Below are 14,131 nucleotides of genomic sequence, written 5' to 3' on the forward strand. Positions count from 1 at the left end.
GAGATATCAGGAAGTGATGGTGGTGGGGGAAGGATTCGAACCTTCGAAGTCGATGACGGCAGATTTACAGTCTGCTCCCTTTGGCCGCTCGGGAACCCCACCAGGGGTAAAATCAAATTGTAGCTATTCAACTGCGCGAATAATGGGGTAGAGAAGGATTGTTCCTCACCCTTCCCGACAAGTGCAAACCTCGCTAAGGCTTATCGGGGTTACCACATTGCTGTGGTGAATAATGGTGGTGGGGGAAGGATTCGAACCTTCGAAGTCGATGACGGCAGATTTACAGTCTGCTCCCTTTGGCCGCTCGGGAACCCCACCACGGGGTAATGCTAATACTGGCCTGCTTCCTTCTGGGGAAGCGGGGCGCATCATACCAAATGACGCGCCCCTGTAAAGCATTCCGTTGATAAAAATAAACTGGTTGCCTGCTTTTTGCGCGCAAAGACGCAAAGCTAACCAGCTAATTTATCTATCGATTAAAGAATAATCGTTCGGTTGCCGTAAACGAACACGCGCTGCGCCAGCACCTGATACAGGGCGCGACTCAGCACGTTCTTCTCAACATCGCGTCCGGCGCGCATCATATCTTCCGCGGTGTAGGTGTGATCGACATGAATCACGTCCTGCATGATGATCGGGCCTTCATCCAAATTATCGTTCACATAGTGCGCGGTGGCGCCGATGATTTTCACACCGCGCTCGTAGGCCTGATGATACGGACGGGCGCCAATAAAGGCCGGCAGGAACGAGTGATGGATATTGATAATCTGGTTCGGGAAGCGGGAAACGAACTCTGGCGTCAGCACGCGCATATATTTCGCCAGCACCACATAGTCCGGCGCTAACGCTTCGATAGCATCGCCCATCTGCTTATCGTGCTCCTCACGCGTCAGGCCTTCATGGCTGACCAGCTGGAACGGAATATCAAAGCGCTCAACCAGCGTACGCAGCGTCTCGTGGTTACCAATAACCGCGGCAATCTCCACATCCAGGCCGCCGTAGTTAGCTTTCATCAGCAGATCGCCGAGGCAGTGCGCTTCTTTGGTGACCAGAATGACCACGCGGCGACGGCCCGCAGGCGTCAGCTCGCGAATTGAACCTTCCGGCAGCGCGCTATCCAAATCGGCCAGCAGAATGGCGTCATTGAAAATACCTTCCAGCTCGGTACGCATAAAGAAGCGGCCGGTTCGGTGATCGACAAACTCGTTGTTCTGCACGATGTTCAGCTCGTGCTTGTAGCAAATGTTGGTGATACGCGCGATGAGTCCTTTCTGATCAGGGCAAATAGTGCGTAGTACTTTACGTTGTAATGAATGCATCGCGGGGGAAATCCTGTAGTGTTTGCTATTGCTGACGCCGGTTTATTGGCCGCAGCATTTTTTAAATTTTTTACCTGAGCCACAAGGGCAGGGGTCGTTACGACCAACCAGCGGTCGCGTGCCGTCGATATAGTACCACTGTCCATTTTCTTTTAAGAATCTGGAACGTTCAATAATTACGCCGGAACGGCTATCGTCGTTAAATCGCGCAATAAAGCTGACGAATCCTTCATCGGGAGTCCGCCCCTCATCGGCGGCAAAGACGGTCAGGCCCAGCCAGTGCGTTTTGGCAAAACCGCTCTCCAGATCCGCGCGGAACTGCTGCGCATGGCAAGAGGGGTGCCAGGTTTTAATCAGATAATCGGCATCTTTCATGACAAACGCGCTGTAGCGGGATCGCATCAGCTGTGACGGGCCTGGCGCTGGCAGCGCGCCGTCCAGATAACGCTGGCAACATGCGCTATACTGCAGAGCGCTGCCACAGGGACATAATGGCGACAAAGCGGCCTCCATGGAAAAAGAATGACGGCGCATCGACGCCAAAGTGTTTTATGTTAACTGAGCTGTGGCGATGATGCCATGTTCGCGGTGGAAGGATGTGTATCGGTAATAATGAGAAAGCTTAAGATTGGTCTGGCCTTAGGGGCGGGAGCTGCCCGAGGGTGGTCGCATATTGGTGTGATTAACGCGCTACAGCGGGCAGGTATTGAAATTGACGTTGTTGCAGGATGCTCTATCGGATCGCTGGTTGGCGCGGCCTACGCCTGCAAGCGCCTTCCGGTACTGGAAAAATGGGTATGCTCGTTTAGCAACTGGGACGTGCTGCGGTTAATGGATCTCTCCTGGCGTCGCGGAGGCCTGCTGCGCGGGGAGCGGGTATTCAATCAATTCCGACAAGTCCTGCCTACCTCCGAAATTGAACGCTGCGATCGCCGGTTTGCGGCGGTGGCGACCAATCTGAGCACCGGCCGCGAACTGTGGTTTACCGAAGGCGATTTGCATCTGGCGGTACGCGCCTCCTGCAGCATGCCCGGCCTGATGTCGCCCGTTATGCACAATGGCTACTGGCTGGTAGACGGCGCCGTCGTCAATCCCGTCCCGGTCTCTTTGACGCGCGCGCTGGGGGCCGATATCGTCATCGCCGTCGATCTTCAGCACGATGCGCATCTGATGCAGCAGGATTTATGGTCTATCGAGAAGCCGCGAGCTGAAGATGAAAAAGATTTTTCCTGGCATTCGCGCCTGCGCGCGCGGCTGACGGGAATGACCTCCCGGCAGACGACCACCGCTACGCCTACGGCAATGGAGATTATGTCCACCTCTATTCAGGTGCTGGAAAATCGCCTGAAACGTAACCGTATGGCGGGGGACCCACCGGATATTCTGCTACAGCCCTTTTGCCCACAAATATCTACTCTCGATTTTCATCGCGCCGGTGAGGCGATTGCTGCTGGTCACCAGGCGGTGGAAAAAAAGATGGATGAACTTTTACCTTTGGTGCGCGCCTCGGCGTGACGCCCTTGACTTAGACTTCAGTAAATTCTGACAGGCGATAGTGTGAATTGCATGCCAATATTTAATTATCGTCAGCCAGAGGAGAGATCATGACGCAGCCATTGGCGGGAAAACAAATTCTGATCGTTGAAGACGAGCCCGTTTTCCGCACTCTTTTGCACTCCTGGTTAACCTCGCTAGGCGCTACGACCGCGCAGGCTGAGGATGGCGTTGAGGCACTACAAAAAATGGCCGAGTCAAAGCCCGACCTGATGATCTGCGATATCTCGATGCCGCGCATGAATGGGCTCCAGCTGGTGGAGTATCTGCGTAACCAGGGCGATCAGATGCCGATTCTGATGATTTCGGCTACGGAAAATATGGCGGATATTGCTAAGGCGCTGCGTCTTGGCGTGCAGGATGTTCTGCTTAAGCCGGTAAAAGATTTTAACCGCCTGCGTGAGACGGTCTACGCCTGCCTCTATCCCCACATGTTCAGCTCGCGTGTGGAAGAGGAGGAGCGGCTGTTTGAGGACTGGGATGCGCTGGTCAGCGACCCAAACGCCGCCTCCAGGCTGCTGCAGGAGCTACAGCCTCCGGTGCAGCAGGAAATATCTCGCTGCCGCATCCACTATCGCCAGCTGGTCACCGCGGACAGGCCAGGGCTGGTTCTCGATATTGCGCCATTATCAGAAAATGATTTGGCATTTTACTGTCTGGATGTCACACGAGCAGGAGATAATGGCGTTCTCGCGGCGCTGCTCCTGCGCGCGCTGTTTAACGGTCTACTTCAGGAACAGCTTGCCCATCAAGGCCAGCGCCTGCCGGAAATGACCGGGTTGTTAAAGCAGGTCAACCAGCTGCTTCGTCAGGCGAATTTGCCGGGGCAATTTCCGCTGCTGGTGGGTTATTACCACAGCGGGTTGAAAAATTTGATTTTGGTATCGGCGGGGTTAAACGGCACGCTCAATACCGGAGAACATCAAATACAGATTAGTAATGGTGTGCCGCTTGGCACATTAGGTAATGCTTATCTCAACCAAATTAGCCAACGCTGCTCCTCGTGGCAGTGCCAAATTTGGGGGGCTGGCGGCCGTTTACGCCTGATGTTGTCTGCGGAATGAACAGTTAAGTTTATTTTCACGCTGGTAGGATTACCGCTCTCTCTTTGGCGGTGATACTATCGATGGGTTTTATACGTATAAGTCCTAATTCGAGAAAATCCGCGCCTTTCAGACCAGGCTTACCTGGATGGGCTGATATACTGGGTGCGTTATTATTATGACTAGTTTAAAAAACATACAGTCCAGGAGATTTCAATGGCTGCCGTTAATTCTAAAGTAAGAAAAGCTGTTATCCCGGTTGCGGGATTAGGCACCAGGATGCTGCCCGCTACCAAGGCTATTCCGAAAGAAATGCTGCCACTGGTAGATAAGCCTTTAATTCAGTATGTTGTTAACGAATGTATTGCGGCCGGGATTACTGAAATTGTTCTGGTAACGCACTCTTCCAAAAATTCTATCGAAAACCATTTCGATACCAGTTTTGAACTGGAAGCAATGCTGGAAAAACGTGTAAAACGTCAGCTTCTTGAAGAAGTCCAATCTATATGCCCACCGCACGTCACCATTATGCAGGTTCGTCAGGGCCTCGCTAAAGGCCTTGGTCATGCCGTGCTGTGCGCGCACCCGGTCGTGGGCGACGAGCCGGTCGCGGTTATTCTGCCGGACGTTATTCTGGATGAGTTTGAATCCGACCTGAGCCGCGATAACCTGGCGGAAATGATGGCTCGTTTCGACGAAACCGGATCCAGCCAGATTATGGTTGAGCCTGTGGCTGACGTCACGGCCTATGGCGTTGTTGATTGCAAGGGACAGTCCCTGCAGCCGGGTGAAAGCGTGCCGATGGTTGGCGTGGTGGAAAAGCCGAAAGCCGACGTTGCACCTTCCAATCTGGCCGTCGTTGGTCGTTACGTGCTCAGCGCGGATATTTGGCCGCTGCTGGCTAAAACCCCTCCGGGCGCAGGCGATGAAATCCAGCTGACTGATGCCATCGATATGCTGATCGAGAAGGAAACGGTTGAAGCCTACCATATGAAGGGCAAGAGCCATGACTGTGGTAATAAACTGGGCTACATGCAGGCTTTCGTTGAATATGGCGTGCGCCATAAAACGCTCGGCGCAGATTTTAAAGACTGGCTGGAAAAAGCAATCGCTAAGTAATCGTTATCTTTAGATATCAGAGCCGGGGTGCAGGTATTGTTCCCCGGCTTTTTTATCGCAGTAAGTTAAGATAAAAAAAAATCCCGCCGAAGCGGGATTTTTCAAATCTGACGATTTATTACAGCAGGAAATCGTCCAGAGATTTGCCCTGCTCATCCATCGCTTTTTTGATCACTGCCGGGGTGCGGCCCTGACCAGTCCAGGTTTTGGTTTCGCCGTTTTCATCAACGTAGCTATATTTCGCCGGACGTGCTGCGCGTTTGGCTTTGGTGCCCGCTTTAACTGCAGCCATGGTGCTCAGCAGTTCATTCGGGTCAATACCATCAGCGATCAGCATTTCACGGTATTGTTGCAGTTTACGAGTACGCTCTTCAATTTCTGCAGCCGCAGCGCTTTCTTCTTCGCGACGTTCGTTAACGACAACTTCTAATTTTTCCAGCATTTCTTCTAGCGTTTCAAGGGTGCATTCTCTCGCCTGCGCACGAAGAGTACGGATGTTGTTCAAAATTTTAAGTGCTTCGCTCATTGTAGTAATCTCAAACTTATATTGTGGGGTGGTTTGTTGAACTAATAATAGAGCGATATAATCAGATGTGCAATAGGGTAGAATGTAAGGAACTCAAAATTACTTGTTATTTGTCCCGGTAATTAATTAATTTAAGTTAAATTTTTCGCGCGAGTTCACATCTTTCTCGCTTATAGCTTAACCGGCACCGCAAGCTAAAACCCTGAGATAGTATGCTTTTCCCAGCGGCCAGGGAGTAAAATTATACTTTGCAGGGATAAATATCCCCCTTCAGTATTAGCGCATTAGTTACAGTGATGTTTAATATAAAACGCTGAACAAAATCCGTTATAACCGCCTGCAAAATGCACCGATTCGCACGAAAGGACAACTGCTCCAGCCGGTTGCACCCCGCGGTGAGGGCAAATAACCGATGACCCGATTGTATTAAGAAGCTTAATCTTTCAGAAGTCGACTGGCGCAACATACACCTCCCACCCATCCCTGAAGGGGCCGACAGCGCCAGAAAATATGCTACAATCCCGCCGCGATTAAACACATTGATTGGGGTTATGCAGCCGATGGCACAACTTTATTTTTACTATTCTGCAATGAATGCAGGTAAGTCGACTGCGCTACTGCAGTCCTCATACAATTATCAGGAACGAGGCATGCGTGCCTTAGTTTATACGGCTGAGATTGATGACCGCTTTGGTTCCGGTAAGGTCAGTTCAAGAATTGGACTCTCATCGCCGGCCCGGCTGTTTAACCCGCAGACTTCATTATTCGCCGAGATTAGCGATGAGCACGCAAAGCAGCCGGTTCATTGTGTATTAGTCGATGAGAGCCAGTTTCTTACCCGCGAGCAGGTACATGAGCTATCCGAGGTTGTTGATGGGCTGGATATCCCGGTGCTGTGCTACGGCCTGCGTACTGATTTTCGCGGGGAGCTGTTTATCGGCAGCCAGTATTTATTAGCCTGGTCAGATAAGCTGGTTGAATTAAAAACGATCTGTTTTTGTGGCCGTAAGGCGAGTATGGTGCTGCGCCTCGATCGGGAAGGGCGGCCGTACAACGAGGGCGAGCAGGTCGTTATTGGCGGCAATGAACGCTACGTATCGGTCTGTCGTAAACATTATAAAGAGGCCTTAAAAGAGGGGTCTTTAACGCTTGTGCAAAACAAGCAGCGCTCCTGCTAACCTCCCTCCATCGACCCCGCTCAGGCGCGCACCAGGCGCCTGATGACGTCCTGCTGTCATTCCCGCGTTATATATTACGGTTGTTGCTTCAGCGTCGCTCTGCGTCGGTTGTGCGACTCCAGGCAAAATAGTGGCGATAAAAAAAGGCCTCATCAAAAGATGAGGCCTCGTATTGATTACCGGCGTAAATTAAGCGGATTTTTTCGCTTTTTTATCGGCTTTCGGTGCTGCAACAGTCTCTTTCTTCGCGGCAGCTTCGCCTTCGCTGAACTCATTACCGTAGAAGGTATCGAGCAGAATCTGTTTCAGTTCGGCAATCAGCGGGTAGCGCGGGTTAGCGCCGGTGCACTGGTCATCGAATGCGTCTTCAGACAGCTTGTCAACGTGGGCCAGGAAGTCAGCTTCCTGCACGCCAGCTTCACGGATTGACTTAGGAATACCCAGTTCAGCTTTAATGCTTTCCAGCCATGCCAGCAGTTTCTCGATTTTCGCTGCGGTGCGGTCACCAGGTGCGCTCAGGCCCAGGTGGTCAGCAATTTCTGCGTAGCGGCGACGAGCCTGCGGACGGTCGTACTGGCTGAATGCGGTCTGCTTGGTTGGGTTATCGTTCGCGTTGTAGCGGATAACGTTACAAATCAGCAGGGCGTTCGCCAGGCCGTGCGGGATATGGAACTGAGAGCCCAGCTTGTGCGCCATAGAGTGACATACGCCGAGGAAGGCGTTCGCAAACGCGATACCGGCAATTGTCGCTGCACTGTGCACGCGCTCACGCGCTACCGGGTTCTTAGAACCTTCATGGTAGGACGCTGGCAGGTACTCTTTCAGCAGCTTCAGCGCCTGCAGAGCCTGGCCGTCGGAGAACTCAGATGCCAGTACGGAAACGTAGGCTTCCAGGGCGTGAGTAACGGCATCCAGACCACCGAAGGCACACAGGGATTTCGGCATATCCATGACGAGGTTAGCATCGACAATCGCCACATCCGGAGTCAGCGCGTAGTCTGCCAGCGGATATTTCTGACCGGTCGCATCGTCGGTAACAACCGCAAACGGGGTCACTTCAGAACCGGTACCGGAAGTGGTAGTGACGGCGATCATTTTCGCTTTCACGCCCATTTTCGGGAACTTGTAGATACGTTTACGGATATCCATAAAGCGCAGCGCCAGGTCTTCGAAGTGGGTTTCCGGATGTTCGTACATCACCCACATGATTTTCGCCGCATCCATCGGGGAACCACCGCCGAGCGCGATGATGACGTCCGGCTTGAAGGAGTTGGCCAGGTCTGCACCTTTACGTACCACGGTCAGAGTCGGGTCAGCTTCAACTTCAAAGAACACTTCGGTTTCAACGCCGGATGCCTTCAGCACGGAGGTGATCTGGTCGGCATAGCCGTTGTTGAACAGGAAGCGGTCGGTCACGATCAGCGCGCGTTTGTGACCATCAGTAATCACTTCATCCAGTGCGATTGGCAGAGAGCCACGACGGAAGTAGATAGATTTCGGAAGTTTGTGCCACAACATGTTTTCAGCTCGCTTAGCAACGGTTTTCTTGTTGATCAGGTGTTTCGGACCAACGTTTTCAGAGATGGAGTTACCACCCCAGGAACCACAACCCAGAGTCAGGGAAGGCGCAAGCTTAAAGTTATACAGGTCACCGATACCACCCTGAGAAGCCGGGGTGTTAATCAGAATACGTGCGGTTTTCATCATCTGGCCGAAGAAGGCCACGCGAGCAGGCTGGTTATCCTGGTCGGTGTACAGGCAGGAGGTATGACCGATACCGCCCATCGCCACCAGTTTTTCAGCTTTATTAACGGCGTCTTCGAAGTTTTTGGCGCGATACATTGCCAGGGTCGGAGAGAGTTTTTCGTGAGCAAACGGCTCGCTTTCATCAACGTCGGTCACTTCACCAATCAGAATTTTGGTGGTGGCCGGAACGGTGAAGCCTGCCAGTTCGGCAATTTTGTATGCCGGCTGACCAACGATAGCGGCGTTCAGCGCGCCGTTTTTCAGGATGATATCCTGAACCGCTTTCAGCTCTTTGCCCTGCAGCAGGTAGCCGCCGTGGCTGGCGAAGCGTTCACGAACGGCGTCGTAGACGGAATCCACAACGACAACGGACTGTTCAGACGCACAGATAACGCCGTTATCGAAGGTTTTGGACATCAGTACCGACGCAACGGCACGTTTAATGTCAGCGGTTTCGTCAATAACAACCGGCGTGTTGCCTGCACCTACGCCGATAGCCGGTTTACCGGAGCTATAGGCCGCTTTAACCATGCCTGGACCACCGGTCGCAAGGATCAGGTTAATGTCAGGATGGTGCATCAGGGCGTTGGAAAGCTCAACGGAAGGCTGGTCGATCCAGCCGATCAGGTCTTTCGGTGCGCCGGCAGCAATAGCAGCCTGCAGAACGATGTCAGCCGCTTTGTTGGTGGCATCTTTAGCACGCGGATGCGGAGAGAAGATGATCGCGTTACGCGTTTTCAGGCTGATCAGTGATTTAAAGATTGCTGTAGAAGTCGGGTTCGTCGTTGGGACGATACCGCAAATAATACCGATAGGCTCTGCGATGGTGATGGTACCAAAGGTATCGTCTTCGGAGAGAACACCGCAGGTCTTTTCATCTTTATAAGCGTTATAGATGTATTCAGAAGCGAAGTGGTTTTTGATCACTTTGTCTTCGATAATGCCCATGCCGGATTCGGCAACGGCCATTTTTGCGAGAGGGATTCGAGCGTCAGCGGCGGCCAGAGCGGCTGCACGGAAGATCTTATCAACTTGTTCTTGAGTGAAACTGGCATATTCACGCTGGGCTTTTTTTACGCGCTCTACAAGTGCGTTAAGTTCAGCGACATTAGTAACAGCCATAATGCTCTCCTGATAATGTTAAACTTTTTTAGTAAATCAGTAGCTCGATTCGACAGTATAGACAGGCGGTTAATAGCTTGCATCTAAATGTTAACGTATCGAATTTTGCCGTACTGGCTTCACTGATTTACTAACGAAGCTTTATTTCTTTATCCTCAGGTACTGCCGGCTTCCACTCTTTGGTGTAAACAAGATTACTCACTTCTGAGTACGATTTACGTGATTTAGATCAATTTTATGTCAAGCTGACACCTTTCAGCAGGCTATTTTATGACCACTTAGATCAAGTGTAATGAAAAGGTATGCAGAATAAATGAATAAATCGGCTAAAAGACACAAATATATAACATACACACTTTATCATTAGGGTATGCATTTTTGAGATGAATTATGCTGTTAAAAAGCGTATCTTCTGCGCGAATATTTTATGACACCCACTGTCAACAGCCATATTTAATGATGCTGCGGAGCGCACTGTGACTCTACCGTTGTTTGATTTTTCAGCTTATTTCAAGTTTTTCATCGGGTTATTTGCACTGGTTAACCCGGTTGGCATCATTCCGGTGTTCATTAGTATGACCAGCTACCAGAGTGCGGCGATCCGTAACAAGACCAACCTGACGGCGAACCTTTCCGTTGCCATTATCCTGCTGACCTCGCTGTTCCTCGGGGACGGTATTTTACAAATCTTCGGCATCTCCATCGATTCATTCCGAATTGCCGGGGGGATCCTCGTCGTTACCATCGCGATGTCGATGATTAGCGGCAAGCTCGGGGAAGACAAACAGAATAAGCAGGAAAAATCAGAGACGGCTATCCGCGAAAGCATTGGCGTAGTGCCTCTGGCATTACCGCTGATGGCCGGGCCGGGGGCGATTAGCTCCACCATTGTTTGGGGAACGCGTTACCACACCGTAGCCCACCTCTTTGGCTTCTCGGTGGCCATCGCGCTATTTGCCCTGTGCTGCTGGGGAATTTTCCGCATGGCACCGTGGCTCGTTCGCCTGCTTGGGCAAACCGGGATTAACGTGATAACGCGTATTATGGGGCTGCTGCTGATGGCCCTCGGAATTGAGTTTATCGTTACCGGACTGAAGGCGCTTTTCCCGGGTCTTCTGGTCTGAAGCACCGCGTTGCGCGGGGCCTGAGGCTCCGCGCTTGCTTTATTATTAGCAAAACATATCAATAAAGCGGATATAGACGAGAAGAATAACTTTCCGTGATGATAGTTTATTTCTTTTAATATCAATTTGTTATCCGTTTTCTTCGCCTTCTTCTCTTTTTTTTCCGCACCGTCGCCACTGTTATTTTCTTCACATCATTCTCTGGTGCTTGCCGTCAGATAATTGAAATGATATTAGTAATTTCATAACAGCGGCAGATGAATGTGCTAAATAATAACCGATTGTTAAATTTTCGTACAAAAAAGCGCCTTTGCACCCTTAAGCGGCATGCAGAACGACATGTTTTTTGTATCTAAATGATAAATAACTACTTTATTGCTCCTCTCTCGGAAGTGACCGGCAGAATCCTGCCGCGGCAGGAGCAATAAAAGAGAATCCGGTAACATATTTGCAAATTGCATTGGCGGATGAGAAAGCCTTTTGGTACTTTCCGGCGTTATCGCTCACTGAGTAATAGACGTAAATGAGAATTATTATTAAATAACTCATTGCGTAAAAGCCGCCCCAGGACAGGGGGGTAAAGAATCGACGTCAAGGCTGCCGTTTGAGCGGTCGTAATAAATAAGTCGGTGATAGCAAGCAGTAAAGTCTGACAGCAGCAAAAACTCCTGCACTGTACAGAATCCCGAATAAGGGAAAAAAAGAGGCTGGTTAAATAGCCAGTAATTATAATGAGTGGAGTAACAACACAATGACCATCATCACCAAAAAAAATCTGGTAGCAGCGGGGATTTTCTCTGCGCTATTTACGGCGAACGTTGCTATGGCAGCAGATGTACCTGCAGGGGTGCAGCTGGCGGATTCACAATCGCTGGTACGTAATAACGGAGCAGAGGTTCAATCTCTGGATCCGCACAAAATTGAAGGTGTGCCTGAATCCAACATTAACCGCGACCTGTTTGAAGGTTTAGTGATTGGCGATATTCAGGGCCACCCGATTCCTGGGGTTGCCGAATCCTGGGATAATAAAGATTTTAAAGTCTGGACCTTCCATCTGCGTAAAGACGCTAAATGGTCCGACGGCACGCCGGTAACCGCACAAGATTTCGTTTATAGCTGGCAGCGCCTGTCCGATCCGAAAACCGCCTCACCGTACGCGAGCTATCTGCAGTATGGCCACGTTGCCAACGTTGATGAAATTATCGCCGGCAAAAAGCCAATCACCGATCTGGGCGTTAAAGCGCTCGATGATAAAACCTTCCAGGTTACCCTGAGCGAGCCTGTTCCTTATTTCTATAAACTGCTGGTGCACCCGTCCGTGTCACCGGTGCCAAAAGCGGCTATTGAAAAATATGGCGAGAAATGGACTCAGCCGGCCAATATTGTCACCAACGGCGCCTATAAGCTGAAGGACTGGGTCGTTAACGAACGTATCGTTCTTGAGCGTAATACTCAGTACTGGGATAACGCGAAAACCGTTATTAACCAGGTAACCTATCTGCCTATTTCTTCAGAAGTCACCGACGTTAACCGCTACCGCAGCGGCGAAATCGACATGACCTATAACAATATGCCGATTGAGCTGTTCCAGAAGCTGAAAAAAGAGATCCCGAAAGAAGTTCACGTCGATCCGTATCTCTGCACCTACTACTACGAAATTAACAACCAGAAAGCACCGTTTACCGACGTCCGCGTGCGTACCGCGCTGAAGATGGCGCTGGACCGCGACATTATCGTTAATAAAGTGAAGAACCAGGGCGATCTGCCGGCATACAGCTACACCCCGCCTTATACCGATGGCATGAAGGTCGTTAAACCAGAATGGTTTACCTGGACTCAGGATAAGCGTAACGAAGAAGCGAAAAAACTGCTGGCTGAAGCCGGATATACCGCGGATAAACCGCTGACCTTTAACCTGCTGTACAACACGTCCGATCTGCATAAAAAGCTGGCCATCGCCGTGGCATCCATCTGGAAGAAAAACCTGGGCGCCAACGTGAAGCTGGAAAATCAGGAATGGAAAACCTTCCTCGATAACCGCCATCAGGGCACCTTTGACGTGGCGCGTGCGGGCTGGTGTGCCGACTACAACGAACCAACCTCATTCCTCAATACCATGCTGAGCGACAGCTCAAACAACACCTCGCACTATAAGAGCCCGGCGTTCGATAAAATTATCGCTGAAACGCTGCAAACCAATGATGACGCCAAACGCGCCGATCTGTATGCGCAGTCAGAGCAGCAGCTGGATAAAGACTCTGTCATTGTGCCGGTCTTCTATTACGTCAACGCCCGTCTGGTTAAACCGTGGGTAGGTGGCTATACCGGTAAAGACCCGTTAGATAATATATACGTTAAAAACCTGTATATTATCAAACATTAATGGCAAGACGTGGGGCAGGCATCGCTTGCCCCACCGTGTCTGAATTCATCGCATACGATAGGCACACGCCAGAAGGTACGGGCAATGTTAAAATTTATTTTTCGTCGCTGTCTGGAAGCGATTCCGACGCTATTTATTCTTATAACTATCTCATTCTTCATGATGCGCCTTGCGCCGGGAAGTCCCTTTACCGGCGAACGTACGCTGCCGCCAGAAGTGCTGGCGAATATTGAAGCAAAATATCATTTAAATGACCCCATCATGACCCAGTACTTCAACTATCTGAAGCAGCTGGCGCACGGTGATTTCGGTCCCTCTTTTAAATATAAAGACTATTCGGTGAACGATCTGGTGGCGTCAAGCTTCCCGGTCTCCGCCAAATTAGGCTTTGCCGCCTTCCTGCTGGCGGTAGTTCTTGGCGTGAGCGCCGGCGTTATTGCGGCCCTCAAGCAAAATACCAAATGGGACTATGCGGTGATGGGGGTGGCAATGACCGGCGTCGTCATACCCAGCTTCGTGGTTGCGCCGCTGCTGGTGATGATTTTTGCCATCACCCTGCACTGGCTACCCGGTGGCGGCTGGAATGGCGGGGCGCTGAAGTTTATGATCCTGCCGATGGTGGCGCTGTCGCTCGCCTATATTGCCAGCATCGCGCGTATCACCCGCGGTTCGATGATTGAAGTTCTGCACTCTAACTTTATCCGCACCGCGCGGGCGAAGGGGCTGCCGATGCATCGTATCATCCTGCGCCACGCGCTGAAGCCTGCGCTGCTGCCCGTTCTCTCCTATATGGGGCCGGCGTTCGTTGGCATTATCACCGGATCGATGGTTATCGAGACTATCTACGGTCTTCCGGGGATCGGCCAGCTGTTCGTCAACGGCGCGCTTAACCGCGACTACTCCCTGGTACTCAGCCTGACGATTCTGGTCGGCGCGCTGACCATTCTGTTTAACGCGATTGTTGATGTGCTGTATGCCGTTATCGATCCGAAGATTCGCTATTGAGGCCGGGGTTCG

The 14,131-nt window shown here is 51.1% G+C and carries 11 protein-coding genes and 2 tRNA genes; 7 read left to right on the forward strand and 6 right to left on the reverse strand.

The window, feature by feature from the left end; translation table 11 throughout:
- Positions 1-17 precede the first annotated feature (17 nt).
- The 4 genes from MMW58_RS11945 to MMW58_RS11960 all read right to left on the reverse strand — a co-directional run bounded on the left by MMW58_RS11945 (position 18) and on the right by MMW58_RS11960 (position 1,820).
- A tRNA-Tyr gene (locus MMW58_RS11945) sits at positions 18-102 on the reverse strand.
- A 131-nt stretch (positions 103-233) separates the two neighbouring features.
- Positions 234-318, reverse strand: a tRNA-Tyr gene (locus MMW58_RS11950).
- Between the two features lie 158 nt (positions 319-476).
- Complete coding sequence (gene purU, locus MMW58_RS11955; RefSeq protein WP_041146078.1) at positions 477-1,319, reverse strand: formyltetrahydrofolate deformylase; 843 nt, start codon at positions 1,317-1,319, stop codon at positions 477-479.
- Between the two features lie 42 nt (positions 1,320-1,361).
- Entirely contained in the window at positions 1,362-1,820 is a 459-nt protein-coding gene (locus MMW58_RS11960; RefSeq protein ID WP_133598251.1) for a YchJ family protein, read from the reverse strand.
- 111 nt (positions 1,821-1,931) lie between these two features.
- On the opposite strand from MMW58_RS11960, the gene rssA reads away from it, so the two are divergent.
- The 3 genes from rssA (at position 1,932) to galU (ending at position 5,035) form a co-directional block, all read left to right on the forward strand.
- A complete protein-coding gene (rssA, locus tag MMW58_RS11965) occupies positions 1,932-2,834 on the forward strand; it encodes a patatin-like phospholipase RssA (protein ID WP_241723453.1) in 903 nt (300 codons plus the stop codon).
- 89 nt (positions 2,835-2,923) lie between these two features.
- Positions 2,924-3,937: a two-component system response regulator RssB gene (rssB, locus tag MMW58_RS11970; protein ID WP_133598247.1), complete on the forward strand. Its 1,014-nt coding sequence runs from the start codon at positions 2,924-2,926 to the stop codon at positions 3,935-3,937.
- Between the two features lie 195 nt (positions 3,938-4,132).
- Positions 4,133-5,035, forward strand: a complete 903-nt coding sequence (gene galU / locus MMW58_RS11975; protein ID WP_045858929.1) for a UTP--glucose-1-phosphate uridylyltransferase GalU — start codon at positions 4,133-4,135, stop codon at positions 5,033-5,035.
- A 118-nt stretch (positions 5,036-5,153) separates the two neighbouring features.
- Here galU and hns read toward each other — a convergent pair whose 3' ends face one another.
- Positions 5,154-5,561 carry a histone-like nucleoid-structuring protein H-NS gene (gene hns, locus MMW58_RS11980; RefSeq protein ID WP_041146073.1) on the reverse strand — a complete coding sequence of 136 codons (408 nt, stop codon included), beginning with the start codon at positions 5,559-5,561 and terminating at the stop codon, positions 5,154-5,156.
- A 560-nt stretch (positions 5,562-6,121) separates the two neighbouring features.
- Between hns and tdk the strand changes: the two genes are divergently transcribed.
- The gene (gene tdk, locus MMW58_RS11985; RefSeq protein ID WP_041147671.1) at positions 6,122-6,739 is read left to right on the forward strand and encodes a thymidine kinase; all 618 of its coding nucleotides are present in this window, start codon (positions 6,122-6,124) and stop codon (positions 6,737-6,739) included.
- A 189-nt stretch (positions 6,740-6,928) separates the two neighbouring features.
- Here the strand turns inward: tdk and adhE are convergent, their stop codons facing one another.
- Entirely contained in the window at positions 6,929-9,607 is a 2,679-nt protein-coding gene (adhE, locus tag MMW58_RS11990) for a bifunctional acetaldehyde-CoA/alcohol dehydrogenase (protein ID WP_133598245.1), read from the reverse strand.
- A gap of 476 nt (positions 9,608-10,083) precedes the next feature.
- On the opposite strand from adhE, the gene MMW58_RS11995 reads away from it, so the two are divergent.
- The 3 genes from MMW58_RS11995 to oppB all read left to right on the forward strand — a co-directional run bounded on the left by MMW58_RS11995 (position 10,084) and on the right by oppB (position 14,119).
- On the forward strand, positions 10,084-10,731 hold the full coding sequence (locus MMW58_RS11995; protein WP_076947656.1) for a YchE family NAAT transporter: 648 nt from the start codon (positions 10,084-10,086) through the stop codon (positions 10,729-10,731).
- 751 nt (positions 10,732-11,482) lie between these two features.
- Positions 11,483-13,114 (forward strand): oligopeptide ABC transporter substrate-binding protein OppA, encoded by a 1,632-nt coding sequence (gene oppA, locus MMW58_RS12000; protein WP_076947655.1) that lies wholly within the window; start codon positions 11,483-11,485, stop codon positions 13,112-13,114.
- A gap of 84 nt (positions 13,115-13,198) precedes the next feature.
- Complete coding sequence (gene oppB / locus MMW58_RS12005; protein ID WP_041146069.1) at positions 13,199-14,119, forward strand: oligopeptide ABC transporter permease OppB; 921 nt, start codon at positions 13,199-13,201, stop codon at positions 14,117-14,119.
- Positions 14,120-14,131 lie beyond the last annotated feature (12 nt).

The sequence above is a fragment of the Klebsiella sp. HC6 genome (assembly GCF_022605325.1).
Lineage (GTDB): Bacteria > Pseudomonadota > Gammaproteobacteria > Enterobacterales > Enterobacteriaceae > Klebsiella > Klebsiella terrigena.

Coding starts and splice junctions, on each gene's coding strand:
- purU (WP_041146078.1), bottom strand. CDS start 1,319: ATGCATTCATTACAACGTAAAGTACTACGCACTATTTGCCCTGATCAG.
- rssA (WP_241723453.1), top strand. CDS start 1,932: ATGAGAAAGCTTAAGATTGGTCTGGCCTTAGGGGCGGGAGCTGCCCGA.
- rssB (WP_133598247.1), top strand. CDS start 2,924: ATGACGCAGCCATTGGCGGGAAAACAAATTCTGATCGTTGAAGACGAG.
- galU (WP_045858929.1), top strand. CDS start 4,133: ATGGCTGCCGTTAATTCTAAAGTAAGAAAAGCTGTTATCCCGGTTGCG.
- hns (WP_041146073.1), bottom strand. CDS start 5,561: ATGAGCGAAGCACTTAAAATTTTGAACAACATCCGTACTCTTCGTGCG.
- tdk (WP_041147671.1), top strand. CDS start 6,122: ATGGCACAACTTTATTTTTACTATTCTGCAATGAATGCAGGTAAGTCG.
- adhE (WP_133598245.1), bottom strand. CDS start 9,607: ATGGCTGTTACTAATGTCGCTGAACTTAACGCACTTGTAGAGCGCGTA.
- oppA (WP_076947655.1), top strand. CDS start 11,483: ATGACCATCATCACCAAAAAAAATCTGGTAGCAGCGGGGATTTTCTCT.
- oppB (WP_041146069.1), top strand. CDS start 13,199: ATGTTAAAATTTATTTTTCGTCGCTGTCTGGAAGCGATTCCGACGCTA.